The organism is Paenibacillus sp. JT31N7 (assembly GCF_059692095.1).
Genome location: NZ_JCAUAT010000004.1, coordinates 163,255 through 181,343, shown reverse-complemented (window position 1 = coordinate 181,343; position 18,089 = coordinate 163,255). Strand labels below are relative to the sequence as shown.

The window sequence follows — 18,089 nt, the reverse complement described above, 5'->3', positions numbered from 1 at the left end:
CCACCTGAATCTATCCAAAGGGAAGTGCCGTGCCATGCCTAAAAAAATGCTTGAAATGCTGCTAGTTGTCTTTGCCCTGGTTTCGTTCCTATTCGCAGCAGCCGCCTATGCGGAAACGACAGATATCGTGAACCCCAATCAGACGTATACCTATGAGCAAATGACAGAAGATATCCGGCAGCTTGCCAAGACTTATCCCGAACTTATCGAATATAAATCCATCGGCAAAACTCGCTACGGACGCGATATCTGGGCCGTCCGGCTTGGAACGGGCGACGCGAAAGTGCTGATTAACGCTTCGCATCATGCCAGGGAATGGATGACCACCAACCTGGTCATGAACATGATCGACCAATATGCCCAGCTTTATGTCCGCAACGGGGCTATGAATGACCGGGCTCTTCAATCCGTTCTGAACAACACGTCCATCTGGTTCGTGCCCATGGTCAACCCGGACGGCGTCACGCTCCAGCAGAAGGGCGTATCCGCTTTTCCGGGCGAAGCCCGCGCAGGCCTTCTAGCTATGAATGAGAAAAGCACCGACTTTTCGCGATGGAAGGCAAATGCGGAGGGCATTGACCTGAACCGCCAATATCCGGCGGAATGGAAAACCATCCGCAATAATTCCGGCCGGCCGTATTACAAGAATTTCAAAGGGGACGAGCCGCTCCAGACAGCGGAAACGAAGGCAATGGTAGCCTTCACCAAAGAAGTCGATCCGGAAATGGAGCTGTCTTACCACTCCTCCGGAGGAATCCTGTACTGGAATTTCCATAACCTGGACAAGAATCTGGAAAGAGATCGTAAAATCATGTCCCAGGTTGCGGCCATGACCGGGTATACACCCGTAAAACCGGAGTCCAACCCGTCAGGCGGAGGCTTTACCGACTGGTTTATCCAATCCCTCGGCCGTCCCGGATTGACGCCTGAAATCGGCAGATATGCCGGGGAAGGAAGCCTGCCCCTGTCGGAATTTCCGCGCATTTGGACCGAAAACAGGGATTTGGGCTTGTTTGCCGCCCAGCAAGGATTCGAGCTTTGGAAGGAGCGGATTCCCGTCGAGTACAAAAGCTTCGATCTTATTCTGACGGAGCCCCTTCCCCTTTATTCGGAGGCGGACAGCCGGAACAAAACCGGCGCTTCCCTGACGGCGCAGCCGTTAAAAGCGGATGCGCGTCTCGGCAACTGGTTCCGCGTCGATACTTGGCTCGGTAAATCGTGGATCCATGTAAACAAGCCCCTTCTGGGGAAAATCGAAGTCAAAGAATCGAAGGTCGAATTGACCGGAAACACCCGTATGTACCGTGAACCCCATCAATCTTCCGGCATTCTGTCGGAGCTTTCCCCCCAGACGGTAGCGGCTTTTGAGCAGATGGAGGACTGGTACCACATCCGTACCTGGTTAGGAGACGCCTGGGTTCAGGTCAAATAGAGACTGGAGCAACTAAACAGGAAGACGAGGCAGGAGCCGTTTACAGCGGCTCCTTTTTTTGTCGTTCATGCCGGTGCTCCGATGCCGAACTAGAAAAGGCCCGTCTTAGCGTCTAAAACCAGCTAACCGGGCCTTTTCTATTTGAGCCTGCGACCGGCAGCCGGACAGGTTTGCGGGTCTGTCCTATGCGGAAGTATTTTCCTTACACTAGCATACAGCCTTTCGGCCCGCTAAACTTTCTCTCCGCCTTCCGCTTCCCACGCGGCAACTTCCTCGCGTACCCGCGGCGCCACTTCGGTCCCCAGCAGCTCGATGGCTCTCATGACTTCGTCGTGAGGCATCGTGCCGACGGGCACGTGCAGCAGAAACCGGGTAATGCCTACGTTCTTGCGGAGATGAACGATCTTGCGTGCGACCGTTTCCGGGTCCCCTACATACAAGGCTCCGTTAAAGCTCCGCGCGGAATCGAAGCTGGATCGGTCGTAAGGCCCCCAGCCCCGCTCCCGTCCCAGCACGTTCATGACGGCCTGCGTGGACGGGAAGAACTTGTCGGCCGCAAGCTCCGTACTCTCGGCGATGAAGCCGTGCGAATGCGAGGCGACCGGCAGCTTAGAGGCGTCATGGCCTGCATGAGCGGCCGCTTTCTTGTACAGCTGCACGAGGGACGCAAACTGCACGGGGCTGCCTCCGATGATGGCCAGCACGAGCGGCAAACCGAGCAGACCCGCGCGGACCACGGACTCCTGGTTGCCACCGCTGCCGATCCAGACCGGCAGCGGATTCTGAACCGGACGCGGATACACGCCCAGGTTGTCGATAGCGGGCCGGTGGCCGCCCTGCCAGGTCACTTTCTCGGACGCCCGGATCTTCAGAAGCAGTTCCAGTTTCTCGTCGAACAGCTCGTTGTAATGGTCCAAATCGTAGCCGAAAAGAGGAAACGATTCGATGAAAGAGCCCCGGCCCGCCATGATTTCCGCACGGCCGCCCGAAATGCCGTCGAGAGTGGCGAAATCTTGGAAAACGCGTACGGGGTCCGCCGAAGAGAGCACCGTGACCGCGCTGGTCAGCCGGATACGGCTCGTCTGCGGCGCAGCCGCGGCGAGTACGATTGCGGGAGAAGACGCCGCATAATCCTTGCGGTGATGCTCCCCTACCCCGTACACGTCCAGCCCTACCCGATCGGCGAGCACAATCTCTTCCACAACCTCACGCAGCCTCTGCGCGTGGCTGATCACCTCGCCGGTATGAACGTCCGGCGTCGTTTCCACAAACGTGCTTATCCCTATCTCCATTTTGCAGCCCTCCTGATTATATGTTCCGTCTGCCCGCAGCTTTGAGAGCGTGCAGGCTTAAATCATCCGCTATATCGTTCACGATGTTGGCTTTATCGGCTGGAGGCGGGCTGTTTATAGACCTCGGCCATGAGTACTTTTTTGTACGGCTGGAATTCTTCCTCGCTCATCGGCTCCGGATAACTCATGATTTGCAGAGCAAGCTCCGGCTGCCCTGCCCTGAGGGGCGGCTGAAAATAGTCAAAGGCGTTCAAATGAAAGCCGAGGCGCTCGTAAAATTCAATTCTCCGTTTGGAATCGGTGTCGTTCGCGGGCTCTACCTCCAGTACGACGGGAGTCGAAGAACCGCTCGTATAAGCCGTCATCAGCTTTTTGCCTATTCCTCCGCCCCGCTGTTTCGGATTGACCGCGATATGTTCCACGAAACGAAACGCTTCGAATTCCCAGACCCCCATAAAGGCCAGGATTTCTCCGTTCTCATTCCGGCTCACGTTAAGCCGGTAAGCGGGATGAGCGAGCAGCGCCCGCTGCCCTTCGCAAGTCCTTATTTCCGTATCGGGAAAAGAAGCCTCCATTAATTCAAATACTTCATCAAACTGTTCCCTGTTCATAAGTCCTCTTCCTTTCGCTGTGTCTCATGTATCTTAAAGTTAAGATTTTATTCTGAAGGTACCGCGCCCGTCTGTCCCGAAGGCCGGCCCGGTTATACGGCGATGCAAAAATAAAGCCCTCCAAGTCAGAGGGCTTCCTGATACAGGCTCGTTTTTGCTCTATTCCGCATTAAATTTTCTTAACGAACTCGGACTTTAATTTCATGGCTCCGAAGCCGTCGATTTTACAATCGATATCATGATCTCCGTCAACGAGACGGATGTTTTTTACCTTGGTGCCTATCTTCAGAACAGAAGAGCTTCCTTTAACTTTCAAGTCTTTGATGACGGAAACAGAATCGCCGTCCTTTAAAACATTGCCGTTGGCGTCTTTAACGACCTTCTCTTCTTCCCCGTTCCCGGATTCGGAATCGGAATTCCATTCATGGGCGCATTCCGGACAAACCAGAAGGTTTCCATCCTCATAGGTATATTCGGAATTGCATGCCGGACAGTTTGGCAGATTCGACATAAGTTCGTGTTCTCCATTCGCTGGTCAGTACCTTCTATCCTTATATTCTGCCACACTCTCATCATCCTGACAAACATTCCGCGGTTCGCCTGCCTTAAAGCGATTCAACCGGAGCCGGGTCTTCGTTGTTTTTTTGAAGTAAAGCAAAATAACCACGGTATACACAGACTTCGTATTTCATTTACTTTTCCCTATGGTTTGTAGTCATATTCCATAAAAAGGGCGAGATAACGGCAGCCGTTAACCGGAACGACAAGCATCAGCGGACAAGGCGCAAGAAAAAGAAGCCCCGCTCGAACCGGATTCGGCGGGGCTTCTCGTAAATCCGGAAGTCAGTTACGGCCGGGCCGCCTTCAGGCGCTTGCCGGGCTAACACGGCCCCCTGCTGAATTGGATCAAGTTTCGCTTATTGGACCGGATTCGGATTCGCGTCCTATTTGGCGATGCCGAACTGGTCGTACAGAGCGGTCGTGCCCGTTTCCGTGGTCGTATAAACCTGGAACGTGATTTTATCGTTTGCCACGGTAATCCCCGTAAACATTTCCTTGCCCGGCTGGCCGTATTTAAACGCATACGGGAACGGCCCGGACTTCGGCGTGTACCTTTTATCTCCGGCGGCGTTGCTGACCAGATAAAGGGTTCCCTTCGGATTAATCAGGTTCCCGTCTTTGTCCACCGCCGTGTCCTTCTGAGGCACGTTATTGTACATCGGATAGGTGCGCGTATACGTATGATCGTGACCGCTCAGCACGACGTCAACGCCGATTTCGTCGAACAGAGCCGCAAGCTTCTTGCGGAAGAAGAGAACATCGCTGTCGGAGGAATGACTCGCTACGGAATAAGGCGATTTGTGGAACAAGACGATCTTCCACTTCTTGTCTGTCTTGGCCGCTTCCGCTCTCAGCCACTCTTCCTGCTTCCGGTACACGGCGTCGGTTCCTTTCGCCTCGTTGTACTCGGTGTTGATGACCAGGAAACGGGCGGAGCCGTAATCGAAGGCGTACACCGACCCGTCCGGCTTCGCTCCCGTATTGGAGGTGTTCGGCAGATTGAAGTGGTACCAGAAGTTGTTGTTGGACTTGCCCTCATGGTTGCCGAGCGCGGGCACGAGAGGCGTCTTCTTCAGAATGGCCTTCGGCTTGCCCAGCAGCCAAAACCATTGATTCTCGATGTCCCCGTTGTCGACCAGGTCCCCCGTGATCGTGATAAAGCGGGCCGCGGGAAACTTCTTGACCGCTTCCTCCAGCGTATGGTTCCAGGTCGCGTACTCCCGTTCGGTCGTACCCTGCGGGTCCGTGGTGTAGAGGAACGTGAACGGCCCGCCGCTCTGTTCCTCGGTCTTGAACGTGCCGGTCTCGCTCCAGTTCCCTTCCTGGCCGTCTCCGGCGCGGTACGTGTACTCGGTGCCCGGCTTTAAGCCCGCTGCCGTAACCTTATGATCGGCGTAAGCGGTCTTCTTGCCCGCGCTCTTGTCCGAACTCGACTGATAAACCTGGATCGGCGCCGTGCTCCCCTCGAAGGAGATAACGCCGCTTCCCGGCCATACGCCGCCGGTAACGAGAGACGATTCCACCACCTGCAGCTTCGTGCCGGTAACGGCGGGATCGGTATACCAGGCGAACCCCTGCGAGGTTTTGGCATCCCCGTTGAACGTCAGCGCCAAAGCCGTTGGAGCCTTGGAGCCTGCCGCGGCCGCTGCGGAGCTTCCTAGAGCTCCGGCGCCCGCTCCCGGTAAAGCGACGGCCGCCGCCATGAGAGCAGCCATGGGCACGGCGAGCCACTTGGACTTGCTGAATTTGTACATCATGCACACCCCTTCAAACAAGAATGAAATCACTTCATCCTAGCAAAGAAGTGTTTGGTAAATATTAACAGTTTATTTGGGGCGAATTAATTTCCTCCCGCCTTGACCTTCGCTCTCCCGGGTCCGCCGCGCTTTCTGTCCGATCAGGCATTTGATATAATGACAGGGCTGAGCAAGAGCAATGGAGGGATTTCTATGAATCTCGCGGAAAAGGTAAAAAACCTTCCCTTAACTCCCGGCGTTTACCTGATGAAAGACCGTCTGGGCCATATCATTTATGTGGGCAAAGCCAAATCTCTCAAAAAAAGAGTCCAAACCTATTTTCAGCATTCCAAAGCCCATTCTCCCAAAGTCAAACGACTCATAAGCAATATCCGCGATTTCGAGATCCGTCTGACCGATACGGAATTCGAGGCCTTCATGCTGGAATGCCGGTTAATCAAACAGCTGAAGCCTTTATATAATAGAAAAATGAAAAATCCGCTGGCGTATACGTACCTCGTCATCCGCAGCAGCCGTGAGGGGCTCCGCCGTATTGACATTACGAACGACCCCGTCGGACAAGAGGGCGATCTTTTTTTCGGACCCTATACGAGCAGAAGCACGGTGGAAAAAGCCGTCCAGGGGCTCCTGGAAAGCTATCGGATCCTCTGCAGCAGTCCTTACGCCAAAAACTCGCCCTGTCTCAATCACTCTCTCGGCTTATGCCTAGGAATGTGCACGGGCAGGGAGGACGCCCTAAGAACCTACAACGCCATCCTCGATAAAATCATCTCTTCCCTGAACGGGAACCCTCCGGTTGTTCTGCAAGATCTGGAACGGCGGATGACGGAAGCGGCCGAAAATCACAATTTCGAAGCCGCCGCCAAATACCGGGACCTGATCAAAACCGTCGGTTCCCTGATCCGGGGCGAGAAAGTGATCGGGTTCGCCGCAGAAGACCGGAACATCGTCATTTTGGAACCCGTTAACGGCCGTGAGGCTAAACTCATCCTCGTTAAAGGGAACCGTATTGTGCGGGATACCAAAGTCGCAGCCCCATGCGAGGATCAGAATGGGCCGGCGGCGCCCCATGCACTGCACAGCCGGATACGCTCCGCGATTCTGGATACTTTCCGCCCGGAAGAACCGCTGTCTCCCCGCCCCGAAATCAGCCGGCACGATATTGACGAAGCGCAGATCCTGTACAGCTTTCTGCAAGGAAGCGACCGCAGCTATCTGATCGTTCCCGGACGTTGGCTGATTCCCGGGCATGAAGACGAGCTTGGAGAAGCGGTTGAAGAGTTGATTGCGGGGTATGTACGCGCACAAAATAGCGCCGGAGAGCAAGACGGCCCCGGCGCTTGAACCTTATTTATGCGAATCACGGATCTCTTACTGGCTGTTACTGTTCCGGTAGGCGGCAACGAGTCTCTCGGTATGCTTTTGCTTTTCCGTCAGAAATTCGTTCACGTAGGGGCTTCCGTTTCTGCGGTTGAACGCTTCGGTCAGCTTTGCGATTTCATGGTCGATCCAGGGTAAAGTAACGCGATCCGACTCGGCCAGCCTTTTCCTTCGCTTCGTCTTTCCCCACTCTTTCAGAAACAAACGGACCGAGTAAAAATATTGCAGCCGGGACCAGCCTATTTTGCTCTCCAAGCCGTATCTTATGGTCTGCTCATAAAGTTTTGTCGCCTTAGACATATCCGTTATGGTGAAGAATTCGAGGAAAACCCCGTATTCCTCCAAATATTGCGGACCTTCGAGTTCACGGACGGCTTTCTTCGCAATTGCGACGGCCCTGTCATACTCTTTTAATTTCAGCAAAGGCATGATAATCAGGCTGTAAGTATTTTGCGGAACCGATCCGCATCTCATCCTGCCTTCCAGAATGGGCTTGACTGCCTGCATGCCTCTTTTTAAATGATTCATTTTAAATGAAAATTCTCCGAATAAGTTCTGTTCGCAGGCTTGGCAGTCCGCCAGTGAATCCCTCGGCGTCGATCTCCACAGCTTGTAGGACTCGGCCGCCTCCTGAAGCATCCCAAGCGAGATAAACAAGTTTACCCGCTTCTGGTGGTAGGCTCGCAAATTATACCCATAGCGGATGCATCTTTCTTTAAAATCCTCAAACATCCGCTCCATTTGCTCAAACGTAATTTCGGGTATTCTCCATACGCTGTCCAGAATCCATTTATAATGCCAGAGTAAATCAAAATGCGAGTATCTCCCCGGATTTTTATCGAATTTGGCCACACACCAGGCAAACGAGATTAACATTTTTTCCGAAAAGCCCGCATCCATGGCAGCTGACGTGTAATTCATCCGGACGTGGTACGAGTCTTCTTCCGTCATGTAAAGATCAGCTATTCGAATCATTTCCTCCATGACCGCCAGCTTTTGTTTCCCGTCCGGCATACTCCAGCTTCCGCGCCTCAATTCATCGAAACGGTTCTTCATTGTCCGACCTCAGGCATCCGGTCCAAACCCATATTCATGAAATGAAACAACGATTCATTCATCATGGAGAGCTCTACTGGACTTAAGGGATGGTTCCCCAGTAACAGGGCTTGAGTATAAAGCAGCTCGATGCAAGCTTTCTGGGCTTCCAAGTCGCGAGACTCCATGGCCTTCCGGACAATGGGATTGTTGTAGTTATAACAAAGCCGCGCAAAGGGTTGATCATACAGCTCATTCTTGACGACGCGCACGGCTTCAGCGAATAGAGGGTTCGCTTCCTTCTCGCTCTCTTCCGCCAGCTTAAAGAAATTAACTTCCTGATTCGTATTGTATAAAACCGGAATATCGGCAGGCTCAAACCATCTGACTACGGAGCGGCACTGGAAACTCCGGAGTATTTCATTGGAATAATCAAGGAAAGGCCGGGTTTCTTGTTTCTCCATGACGTTCAGCTCTTTAAACCGGTTTGCAAATTCCAAAATATCCAGGACATCAACGGAAATATCGTCCATAACGTTACTCAAATTCAGTACGAGATCCAAGTCATGAACATACCCGCCATTGATAACCATCAAGTCCTGCGCCTTAGCCACCCGCGCTACCTGCCGGAATTCATCCAGAGTAGGCGCCACTAGCAGGTGATTGTGACTTTCAAGGATTTCCGCCATTTTAAGATCGCCGAAAGAAGTTTCAAAACTCAAATGCCGAATAAAAAGCTCGTAAAGCTCTTCGTCTTCAACAGCCATTGTTTTGATGGAAGCGTAGTGCACCAGTACGATGCGTTTAAACAGCTCCTGATTCTCCTGGGATAATTCAATCAAGTAGTTCTTAATGCATTCTCCAAGTTCATCCCTTACGCTAAAGAACAGATCATTCTCCTGAAAAGCCTCCCGCGAAGCCGTGGGCCGTAAATTCTCCGTGTTAATAATCCCGTTGACGAAAAAAGCCCAAGGCGGCAAAACATTGCTCATCTTATCGGATAAAAGCATGCCTTTCAAATAAACACGATGTTTTTTCTCATCTTGCAGGCTGACAGCATAAGGCAGGATCGAAGCGATGCCCTTAACGCCCCCTATGACCGAACTAAGCGAGATTACATCCATAGGTCTGAAATAGGCCGTTTCCTCTACAAAATCCATGGCTTCTTGTTTGTCCATATCCCACGGCGGGATGGAAGTATTGATGCTCACTTCGTAGTTATCTTCGGACAATATAATCGGTGTCGGCAGAAATTCCCCGTATTTCTCCAATAGCTCTCTCAACCGGTAAAACTCGAAATACTCTTCGTAATCCGTTTTCGCTTTCAAATATACCGTAGTTCCTACGGGGACTTGGCGCTCTAATTTTTTGATCGAGTAGGTGCCATCCGGCTTTCCCCGCCATTCCAAAGAGCCGCCTTCCCCATTTGACGAACGGGTAATCAGTACGATCTCTTCACTGACGACAAAGCAAGACAGAAGACCGACGCCGAATTGTCCGATATAATCGTCTGCAAGATCCTTATCTTCTCTTTTGGCGGAACTGCCGATCTTAGCGAGAAACTGCTCAATTTCCTTTTCCGTTAAACCGCAGCCATTGTCGGAGAAAGAAATGGTACTTGAAGAGAACACCTCTACTCTTACTTCTCCTTCAAACTCCTGTCCGAGTCGTTTTCTTGCCGTAACGGCATCTATGCCGTTCTGAAGTAATTCCCGGATAAAAACTCCAGGGTCGGAGTAAAGGTGATTCGATAACAAATCAATGACACCTTGTAAATCAACCTGAAAATTCATCGTTTTCATCGTCCTTTTAATTTTGTAATCACGGATTGGTTAAAATTAGTATATCAAATTGTGAAATTGGGAGTGTAGATAAAAATTAGCTGTATATAGAGTTTATTTTAAAGTTTATTGTCCTTATTTTTTTGAAATACAATAAAATAAACATTCACTATCCATATCCGCCCCCGCCGCTCAATTCCGGAGTTTGCCGATTGTCTATCCGTTTAATAGAGTTTGACTCATTGGATCTGATCGCAAAAGTTCAAAAACAGCGATTCTGGGAGGCGAATATCCTCCCAAACGAAGAAGACTGCCGGATTCGAGCAGTCTAAAAAGGAGACTCTATTATTTTCATAGTGGAGGCATTATAGTCCGAATAATCGCTAAGGATTGCTGCATGTTGTGCAAACCCCGATAACCTTACCCTTTAAATCTTGCAGGGATAGTCTGCGAAAGGTGGAGGTATTGCTCCTGGACCAATCATCACCGATGATGAAGACTTCATCCCCGCTCAACGTGATTTCTTCCGCCTGTTTCTTATAGATTTCTTCGATCAACCTTTGTTTGGCGGGCTCCTCCATGTCACTAGTTTGAAACTCTTTATAATCATATCCCCGAATATGGGCAGCCCCGTAGAACGTATCCAATTTGGCCCCGTTAATATAAATTTGTCCGTTCGTTATGTTTATTTTCTCATTCGGAAGTGCGACCACTCTGGATACGTTACGATCCCCATAGTACACGATGTCCCCTCTTGCCACGGCCCGGGTTTTATAAGATGAGACATCGACTACCACATTCTTCTCTAGCTCGTGCCGACCACGGTCCATTGCGTCACTTAGCGGATCCACGAGTGTATGATTGCCGGCGGACATTTCGGGCACAGATTTCTTCGTATCTTTGTCCTCCATCACCTTTTCGGAACATGCGGCAAGTGAACTTAGTAGAAGGCCTGCTAGAAGCCATTGTTTCATCGTTTATCCCCCTCCGATTGGCATAATACCGTTTCGCCTCTATCTGCCGGTAAGTGTCTCCCCGGTTTCAAGGAAGGTTTTCATGCCCGAAAGGATAACCGGCATGGCCCAGGGCGAGAAAGTGATAGCCAGAATTGTGATAACCGGTACGCATACGGGCACATTCGCAGGAAACGCGCCGACAGGCCGGTCCGTGAAGATCACCCAGTTCCGTGAATTCCGCTTAACGGGCGGCAGCATCGCCGAGCAGCACGGCTGGTTCGACACGGGCACGCTTTTGCCGCAGCTTCAAGCCGATTAAACCGGCTTTGTTCGAAACGAAGGTCTCAAGACCGGCCATGCCAATCAAACCGAAGGAGATGCTGGATATGAAAACAACCGAGCAGCACAATATCGAAACCGTAAACGCGTTTATCGAAGCTTTCTGGAATCAAAGCGAGTGGGATTGTACCGAACGGTTTTTATCCGACGATTATCAGGAACTTTCTTACGAATCCAAGGAAGGTCTCAAGCGCTTTGCCGGAACAATCTTGGAAGCCTTCCCCGATAAACTCTACACCGTCGAAGAAATCATGGCCCAAGGCGAAAAAGTTCTGGTACGCATGGTCGTGAAAGGCACGCATGAGGGAACGTTTTTCGGAAGTGCGCCTACCGGCAATTCCATTGATGTCACGTTGTACCGTCAATATCGTGTAGATGGCGGCCAAAATAACCGAGCACCGCGGGTGGATCGACATGGTGACCATGTGGAGCCAGATTCGGGCAAATAACCGCTAAGGAGATGTCCCCGTCATGGCGTTACAAATGAACACCTACCAACCATGAACGGAAACGCACAAGAGGCAATCCGTTTTTACGAGAAAGCATTGGAGCCAAGGTCCTCTTTATGCAACGAAACCCGACAATAGTTTCTTTTCACGCTTGTTTATAGAACCTGCATGATCGTACCCCCTGCGTATGAAGGCTTTCCTCCCGGAAGGATCGGCAAATCGCTCGGGGTATTTTTTGCATGCTTATGCGGACTCCGGCCTGTATTCCCAAGATGGGTCCATGCGGCACTTCTTTCCTTCCCACGCTTTCCCCTAACCTTTGTCCGCCCCCATTCGTCCTACTATCCGTGAAAGCTAATCCGCCGCAGGGCGCATCCGGCTAACCTTTTTACCCCTTTCACAAAAATTTTTTTTAAAACTAGTGAACCTTTTCGGTCCGGAGAGCCAATCTCTCATGTATACAAGTTCAGGGGGCCCTCGAATGAATGACGAACAGCTCGAACATTGGCTCGACCGGCTGGCGGCCGGGGATCAGGAAGCGATGGAAGAGATCTATCGCATGACCCGGCGCAAAGTTTATGGAACCGTCGCCGTGCTCGTTTCCAATAAAGAAGACGTTAACGATATCGTGAGTGAAATTTACTACCAGCTGTGGCGCGCATTGCCCGGCTATGACCGCAGCCGTCCTTTTCATTTCTGGCTGAACGGAATTGTCATCCGGCAGGTGAGCAGCTGGCGCCGTCAGCTCTGGAGACGATTCCGTCTGACCGACAAAACTTCTCGTCTGAGCGAAGAGCCGCATGTGGAAACGCCGGATGAAGCTCTGGCCGGTAACGAACTCCGGCAAGATGTGCGGGATGCCATTAACCGGCTGCCCTATAAACTCAGGGTGGTCGTTATATACCGCTATTTCTACGAGTATACGTACGACGAAATTGCCGAACTGCTGGCGATTCCGTCCGGCACGGTAAAATCCAGAGTTCATCTGGCTTTGAAACAACTGCGAAATAAATTCGACACTCCATTGGACGAGGAGGCTTATCCGAATGTCTATTCCGGAAAACATTAAAGAAACGCTGAAAGATCAAATCGAAAACGTTGAGATCCCGCAGGAAGTGGACCGGCGTGTCCGCCAATCCTTCCTCGAATTTCATAAGAAAAAGGAGTCCAAACCCATGAAAAAAAGACTTGTCGCCTTCAGTATCGCCGCCGCTATCCTTGTTCCCACGAGTGTATTCGCCTCCCTGGGCGGAACGTCTTACTTCTTCAAAGATTCGGCCAACATCAACGGACTGGTTAGTGAAGGCACCAAACGCGCCCTTTCCGAAGGCTTGTCGGTTCCGATGAACGAGAAAATTACCGATCACGGCCTCACCGTCCAGTTCTCCGAAGTATACGTCGAGGATAGCAAAGTGCTCGTACACTATAAGATCACCGGAGAAGACGGGAAGCTCGTTCCTTACGAATTCGATACCCGCGGCCTGAATGTCATTAATGACGGCAAGAAAAACGGCAAGCAGGTGGATAATCCGACCTATCAGGAGAACGGATTGGAAGGTTTTTCGGTCCTCAGCTTTATCGGCACCGGTAAAAAGGATCATCTTCCGTTCACCTTGACGGACGCGGCCGGAAACGAAATCAACACAGGCATCGCCGAGAAGGATCAGCCCGAGGGCGTGCTTGCTTTCGCCACACACGCCAAGCTGCCTGAGTCTATCCGCCTGAACGTGGATATTAACCGCATCGGCGCCACCAAAGGCAGCTGGAAAGCGCAGTTCACGATCGATCAGAGCAAGGCCAAGCAAGCTTCCGAGAAAGCGCATTGAGTCCGGTTGATAAAAATTTCGAGAATAGGAATCAGGAAGAAGACGTCGGCGGCCCGGCGTCTTTTTTATTTGCACTCCCTTATCCATTTTCGTGCTCGTTGATTCTCTTAAACAGATACCGGCAAGGTATGTGCTTATGCTCTATTTTCCTGCCGTGCCGTTCCTATTACTAGCATTCTACATATCGTAAATTGAGATAGTATGGAGTCTTTACGGATAGGAGGAACGAAAAATGAAAGAAGGCTCAATAGAATCTGTAAAAAAGCTGGGAGTTTCCGTTATCACATGCACCAATCGCCGCAATTATTTAAAAAATCTGTTTGATAATTACAAGAGACAAGAGCACCCGACTAAAGAGCTCATCATCATCGTGAACAATGATAAGATACCGCTCGCCCCCTACCGGGAATTAGCCAAAAAACTTCGAAATATCCGCATTTTCCGCGTTACGGAACAAACCTCTCTCGGCGCTTGCTTGAATTATGCAGTCAAGAAAACCAAATACGGCTACATTGCCAAATTCGATGATGACGACTATTATGCCCCCTATTATCTCACCGAAAGCTTGCAGACCCTCCGGCAAACAAAAGCCGATGTCATAGGAAAGCGGGCTCATTATATGTACTTGCGCGGTTCGAAAACGCTTATCCTTCGTTTTTCGCAGGATGAAAACCGTCCCGTTACCCGGTTGCCGGGAGCTACTCTCGTCATTAGACGCGACGTTTTGAAGAAGGTGCCGTTTCCGGACCGGAACGTGGGGGAAGACGATCTTTTTTGCCTAAGAAGCAAGAAAAAGGGCTTCAAAGTCTACTCCGCGGGAAAAAACAACTTCGTCGCCATACGCCGGAAAAACTCCAGCAACCATACCTGGATCATCAGCGACCGGGAACTGATCACTCATCATAAGAAAATCTCCAACGTGAACAATTACAAGAAGTTTGTGCAAAAAAAGCCCAAGGACGGCGCTCTCTAATGGCGAAGCCGGATGCCGCTCGGCCGGAACATGCCGTTTCCATCATCACTTGTACCAAACGCCGGGACTGCATGGAGACTCTTTTCCGGAATTACAGCAGACAGAAATTCAGAAACAAAGAACTTATCGTGATCCTGAATCAGGACAACCTGAACGTGAACGAGTATATCAAAGCCGCAAAAGCCCATAAGCAAGTACGGATATACAGCCTGCCGGGGCTTATATCGCTCGGTAACTGCCTGAATTTCGGTGTCCGAATATCGAAATATAACCGGATCGCCAAATTTGACGACGACGATTACTATGCTCCCGGCTATTTGACGGACAGTATGCGGATTATGGCGAAAACCGGCGCCGATATCGTAGGGAAGCGGGCCCATTATATGTATCTGAACGGGAAAAACAAACTCCTTCTTCGTTATCCCGCCCGGGAAAATCAATATGTCTCCCTGGTACAAGGGGCGACCCTTCTCGTGAAGCGGCACGTGTTCGATAAAGTCGGCTTTCCGGACCGGAACCGGGGCGAATGCGTGAAGTTCTGTTCCGACAGCGCGGCAAAAGGGTTTAGGATTTATTCAGGCAGCCCCTATAACTTTCTGGCGATTCGCAGGAAAAATTCCAAAGATCACACGTGGATCGTAAGCGATCGGCGGCTTTTAGCCGGAAACGCCAAAGTGGTGAAAGCGGACAACGCACGAAAATTCGTGAGCCGCCGGAGTTTAGATTCTTAAGCTCACGGTAATTCAAGTCGGCAGTCTTGAGGGACGAGGCTGTCCTCATCCCTCGGGCGACATACAAAAGAGCACCGTTCGGAAGAACGGTGCTCTTTTCGGCGGCTCAATCGGATGAACAAACCTTATCCGTCTGCGGTCACGTGCCGCAGAACGTCCGGTAAGGGCTGTCGCAAGCCTCCGGCAGCGTAGAATAAGCGGCCTGTTCGGGAGAGTGCGCGGAGGGCTCCGCCAGAACGCCAAGCAGCCGCTCCATTACGCTGTAATCTCCCTGTTCCACCGCGGCTTCCAGCGCCTCTTCCACCCGGTGGTTGCGGGGGATTACGGCAGGGTTGCTGCTGCGCATCAGCTCATGCGAGGAGGCTTCGGACTCCGGCTGCCTGCCCCGTCTGGCCTGCCACAGCTCATGCCACCGGGTAAACTCATCCGTCCCGGACAAGGCCGTGCCTTCAAATTTACCGAAAGTTAAGGCCAAGAACGTGTTGGTGTAGTCGGCCTCCCGCTTCCGCATCAAACCGAGGAGATCCTCTATGAGGGACTCATCACCCTCCTCCTCGTTAAAGAGGCCGAGCTTCGCTCTCATACCGGCAAGGTAGCTCCGGTTATGCAGCACGCCAAACTGCGCGATCGCCTCTTCGGCCAGTTTGATGGCCTGCTCCTGATCGTCATGAAGCAGCGGCAGGAGCGTTTCGGCGAAGCGGGCAAGGTTCCAGGCCGCTATGTGCGGTTGATTGCCGTAAGCGTAGCGCCCGTACGTGTCGATGGAGCTGAACACCGTCTCGGGGTCGTAGGCGTCCATGAAGGCGCAGGGACCGTAATCGATGGTCTCTCCGCTGAGGGCCATGTTGTCGGTGTTCATCACCCCGTGGATAAAGCCGACAAGCTGCCACTTGGCAATCAGCGCCGCTTGGCGCTTGATGACTGCCTGAAGCAGCGAGAGATAGCGGTTCCCGCTTCCTGCTGCGGCTGCTTCCGGGTAGTGTCTTTGCAGGGTGTAATCGGCCAGCGCCTGCAGATCCTCGGCGGACCCCCACTTCGCAGCGAACTGGAAGGTCCCCACGCGCAGATGACTCGCCGCCACGCGGGTCAGAACCGCACCGGGCAGCTCCGTTTCGCGGTAGACCGGTTCGCCGGTGGTCACCACGGCCAGGCTGCGCGTAGTGGGAATGCCGAGCCCGTGCATGGCCTCGCTGATGATGTACTCGCGCAGCATCGGCCCGAGGGCCGCCCGGCCGTCGCCCCTGCGGGAATACGGCGTCCGGCCCGGCCCCTTGAGCTGGATATCCATCCGCTCGCCGCCGGGAGTGATCTGCTCTCCGAGCAGAACGGCACGGCCGTCGCCCAGCATCGTAAAGTGCCCGAATTGATGCCCTGCATAAGCTTGGGCAAGCGGTTCGGCGCCTTCGGGAATCCGGTTGCCGGCGAACACTTCGGTTCCTTCGTTGCTTTTAAGCGCTTGACTGTTCAGTCCCAGAGACGCCGCCAACGCATCGTTAAAAATGACTACATCCGGCGAAGCCGCGGGAGTCGGATTCGTCTTGGTAAAAAATATGTCCGGCAAACGGGCATAACTATTGTCAAAATTCCAACCGGTTTCCGTCCCTGCTTTTTTATCCGTCATCTTGTCTCCTTCTGTTCTCCATCATTTTATTTGGATCGCTTAACGGGTTTGTAGAATAAGAGTCCACCTCTACACAAGGCTGCGTCTCCTCGTGGAGTCCTGCCCTTTTATAAACGTATATTACCCTTTCTATGCCCGAATCACTCGCTGCCGCCTATCGGCTGAAATGAGCCTTCTCTATGTAACCCTGTGTACCTTGCAGGTGTGAACGTTGTGCTTGTCCCCTGCACCCGCCTCTTGCTGGTGAAAGGCTTTCCTCATTATTCTCTTATCCGGGACAAAATTTCAAATCTTTTTTAGACAAAAAGAGCTTATTGACTCTAATAACTCCAGTAATAAGCTCTGTTTAGTAGTTTAAGCGATCTCGGAGGATCAGCGTGTCCAGTTCATTATGACCGGCGTCAAGTTCGCTTCAATCAGGCTGGCCGCAATCAATAGCACCGCTACGATGGCGAAAAGTTTGGCGCTGTCCGAGGCTTCCTTTTTCCAGCTTATTGCCTGTTTCAACTTGATAGCACGAGCAAATAAGCCAAGCGGCCTCATTCCGATAGCCCCTGCAAGCAGCAGTGCGGGGATTTCCAGAATCGCGTGCGGAAGCAGCCCTGCCAAGATAGTAGGCCAAGAATGCACCGCGGAAGACAAGACGATGACAAAGCCGATCATAAGGCCGTTGAACAGCAGCAGCAGAACTGTCGGGATAGACAGCAGGATCCCGCTGGCCGCAACGATAAAAGCCGTTCCGATATTATTGATGGCAAGCGCGTACCACACGGCATCCCGATCGGGACGGTAGTACGTGCCGGGGTTAACGTTTATCTGGCTTCCCAGCGAAAGGCCGAGAATAACGCCGACAAATAAGAGCACACCGGAGACCAGAAGCCGTTTCTTCTCTTGTTTCCAAACCCGGATCAACATGGATTTCACCCTTAATCTCCCCAATCTTCGTGATGTCCTTGCAAGCTGACGTTAAGGGAAAAAGTGTATCTGCCGGGCAGATACACTTTTTCGGTGACTTACAGAGCGATGGCCGTGTCGATCAGACCCAGGTTGATCAGCGTGAGAAGAAGCTGACGTACCGGCTCCAGCTCCGGAGGAAGAGTACCCGAGGAGATCAGAGCCTCAATGATTTGAGTCGCGATCGAAAGGTCAACGCCGAGAATTTGAGCTACATCCATGAACATGGTAAGCACCACCTTTCCCTTTAAGATACTGCTACTCTATGAAACTACCTTTGAAAAGGTTCTAAATTTGAGTAGAGTATCCGATAGATTCGGGACAGGTATCCGGAGAAGTCTATGGAATACGCGTAAGAAAATACTAGTCTTCTAATTTCTGTACAGCTAAA

Annotated in this window: 18 protein-coding genes; 8 read left to right on the top strand and 10 right to left on the bottom strand. The window is 51.8% G+C overall.

The genetic code is table 11. The features are described 5' to 3' along the window. Window positions 1–34: 34 nt before the first annotated feature. Window positions 35–1,432 carry a M14 family metallopeptidase gene (locus AC58P5_RS19490; protein ID WP_497389424.1) on the top strand — a complete coding sequence of 466 codons (1,398 nt, stop codon included), beginning with the start codon at window positions 35–37 and terminating at the stop codon, window positions 1,430–1,432. 230 nt (window positions 1,433–1,662) lie between these two features. On the opposite strand, the gene AC58P5_RS19485 is transcribed toward AC58P5_RS19490, so the two are convergent. From AC58P5_RS19485 to AC58P5_RS19470, 4 genes are all read right to left on the bottom strand, one after another. Continuing rightward, entirely contained in the window at window positions 1,663–2,724 is a 1,062-nt protein-coding gene (locus tag AC58P5_RS19485; RefSeq protein ID WP_497389422.1) for an LLM class flavin-dependent oxidoreductase, read from the bottom strand. A gap of 92 nt (window positions 2,725–2,816) precedes the next feature. Then, on the bottom strand, window positions 2,817–3,335 hold the full coding sequence (locus AC58P5_RS19480) for a GNAT family N-acetyltransferase (RefSeq protein ID WP_497389420.1): 519 nt from the start codon (window positions 3,333–3,335) through the stop codon (window positions 2,817–2,819). Between the two features lie 169 nt (window positions 3,336–3,504). Continuing rightward, window positions 3,505–3,846 (bottom strand): zinc ribbon domain-containing protein YjdM, encoded by a 342-nt coding sequence (locus AC58P5_RS19475; RefSeq protein WP_497389418.1) that lies wholly within the window; start codon window positions 3,844–3,846, stop codon window positions 3,505–3,507. A gap of 433 nt (window positions 3,847–4,279) precedes the next feature. After that, window positions 4,280–5,653, bottom strand: a complete 1,374-nt coding sequence (locus AC58P5_RS19470) for a metallophosphoesterase (RefSeq protein WP_497389416.1) — start codon at window positions 5,651–5,653, stop codon at window positions 4,280–4,282. 192 nt (window positions 5,654–5,845) lie between these two features. Between AC58P5_RS19470 and AC58P5_RS19465 the strand changes: the two genes are divergently transcribed. Beyond that, window positions 5,846–6,997: a UvrB/UvrC motif-containing protein gene (locus tag AC58P5_RS19465; RefSeq protein ID WP_497389414.1), complete on the top strand. Its 1,152-nt coding sequence runs from the start codon at window positions 5,846–5,848 to the stop codon at window positions 6,995–6,997. A 27-nt stretch (window positions 6,998–7,024) separates the two neighbouring features. On the opposite strand, the gene AC58P5_RS19460 is transcribed toward AC58P5_RS19465, so the two are convergent. From AC58P5_RS19460 to lepB, 3 genes are all read right to left on the bottom strand, one after another. Then, on the bottom strand, window positions 7,025–8,089 hold the full coding sequence (locus AC58P5_RS19460) for a hypothetical protein (protein ID WP_497389412.1): 1,065 nt from the start codon (window positions 8,087–8,089) through the stop codon (window positions 7,025–7,027). Then, window positions 8,086–9,861, bottom strand: a complete 1,776-nt coding sequence (locus tag AC58P5_RS19455; protein ID WP_497389410.1) for an HSP90 family protein — start codon at window positions 9,859–9,861, stop codon at window positions 8,086–8,088. The genes AC58P5_RS19460 and AC58P5_RS19455 overlap by 4 nt, the downstream gene beginning before the upstream one ends. 371 nt (window positions 9,862–10,232) lie before the next feature. Next, a complete protein-coding gene (lepB, locus tag AC58P5_RS19450) occupies window positions 10,233–10,823 on the bottom strand; it encodes a signal peptidase I (protein ID WP_497389408.1) in 591 nt (196 codons plus the stop codon). A gap of 82 nt (window positions 10,824–10,905) precedes the next feature. On the opposite strand from lepB, the gene AC58P5_RS19445 reads away from it, so the two are divergent. From AC58P5_RS19445 to AC58P5_RS19420, 6 genes are all read left to right on the top strand, one after another. Then, complete coding sequence (locus tag AC58P5_RS19445; RefSeq protein WP_497389406.1) at window positions 10,906–11,124, top strand: ester cyclase; 219 nt, start codon at window positions 10,906–10,908, stop codon at window positions 11,122–11,124. Window positions 11,125–11,191: 67 nt separating this feature from the next. Continuing rightward, complete coding sequence (locus AC58P5_RS19440) at window positions 11,192–11,593, top strand: ester cyclase (protein ID WP_497389404.1); 402 nt, start codon at window positions 11,192–11,194, stop codon at window positions 11,591–11,593. Window positions 11,594–12,074: 481 nt separating this feature from the next. Further along, window positions 12,075–12,662, top strand: a complete 588-nt coding sequence (locus tag AC58P5_RS19435) for a sigma-70 family RNA polymerase sigma factor (RefSeq protein ID WP_497389402.1) — start codon at window positions 12,075–12,077, stop codon at window positions 12,660–12,662. After that, entirely contained in the window at window positions 12,640–13,419 is a 780-nt protein-coding gene (locus AC58P5_RS19430; RefSeq protein WP_497389400.1) for a DUF4179 domain-containing protein, read from the top strand. The genes AC58P5_RS19435 and AC58P5_RS19430 overlap by 23 nt, the downstream gene beginning before the upstream one ends. Window positions 13,420–13,651: 232 nt before the next feature. After that, the gene (locus AC58P5_RS19425) at window positions 13,652–14,392 is read left to right on the top strand and encodes a glycosyltransferase family 2 protein (RefSeq protein ID WP_497389398.1); all 741 of its coding nucleotides are present in this window, start codon (window positions 13,652–13,654) and stop codon (window positions 14,390–14,392) included. Further along, the gene (locus tag AC58P5_RS19420) at window positions 14,392–15,123 is read left to right on the top strand and encodes a glycosyltransferase family 2 protein (protein ID WP_497389396.1); all 732 of its coding nucleotides are present in this window, start codon (window positions 14,392–14,394) and stop codon (window positions 15,121–15,123) included. The genes AC58P5_RS19425 and AC58P5_RS19420 overlap by 1 nt, the downstream gene beginning before the upstream one ends. Window positions 15,124–15,262: 139 nt before the next feature. Here the strand turns inward: AC58P5_RS19420 and AC58P5_RS19415 are convergent, their stop codons facing one another. From AC58P5_RS19415 to AC58P5_RS19405, 3 genes are all read right to left on the bottom strand, one after another. Next, window positions 15,263–16,744, bottom strand: coding sequence for a protein adenylyltransferase SelO (locus AC58P5_RS19415; protein ID WP_497389394.1), 1,482 nt, complete (start codon window positions 16,742–16,744; stop codon window positions 15,263–15,265). A gap of 372 nt (window positions 16,745–17,116) precedes the next feature. Beyond that, window positions 17,117–17,659 carry a stage II sporulation protein M gene (locus AC58P5_RS19410; protein WP_497389800.1) on the bottom strand — a complete coding sequence of 181 codons (543 nt, stop codon included), beginning with the start codon at window positions 17,657–17,659 and terminating at the stop codon, window positions 17,117–17,119. 98 nt (window positions 17,660–17,757) lie between these two features. After that, window positions 17,758–17,925: a hypothetical protein gene (locus AC58P5_RS19405; protein ID WP_497389392.1), complete on the bottom strand. Its 168-nt coding sequence runs from the start codon at window positions 17,923–17,925 to the stop codon at window positions 17,758–17,760. Between the last annotated feature and the right edge of the window lie 164 nt (window positions 17,926–18,089).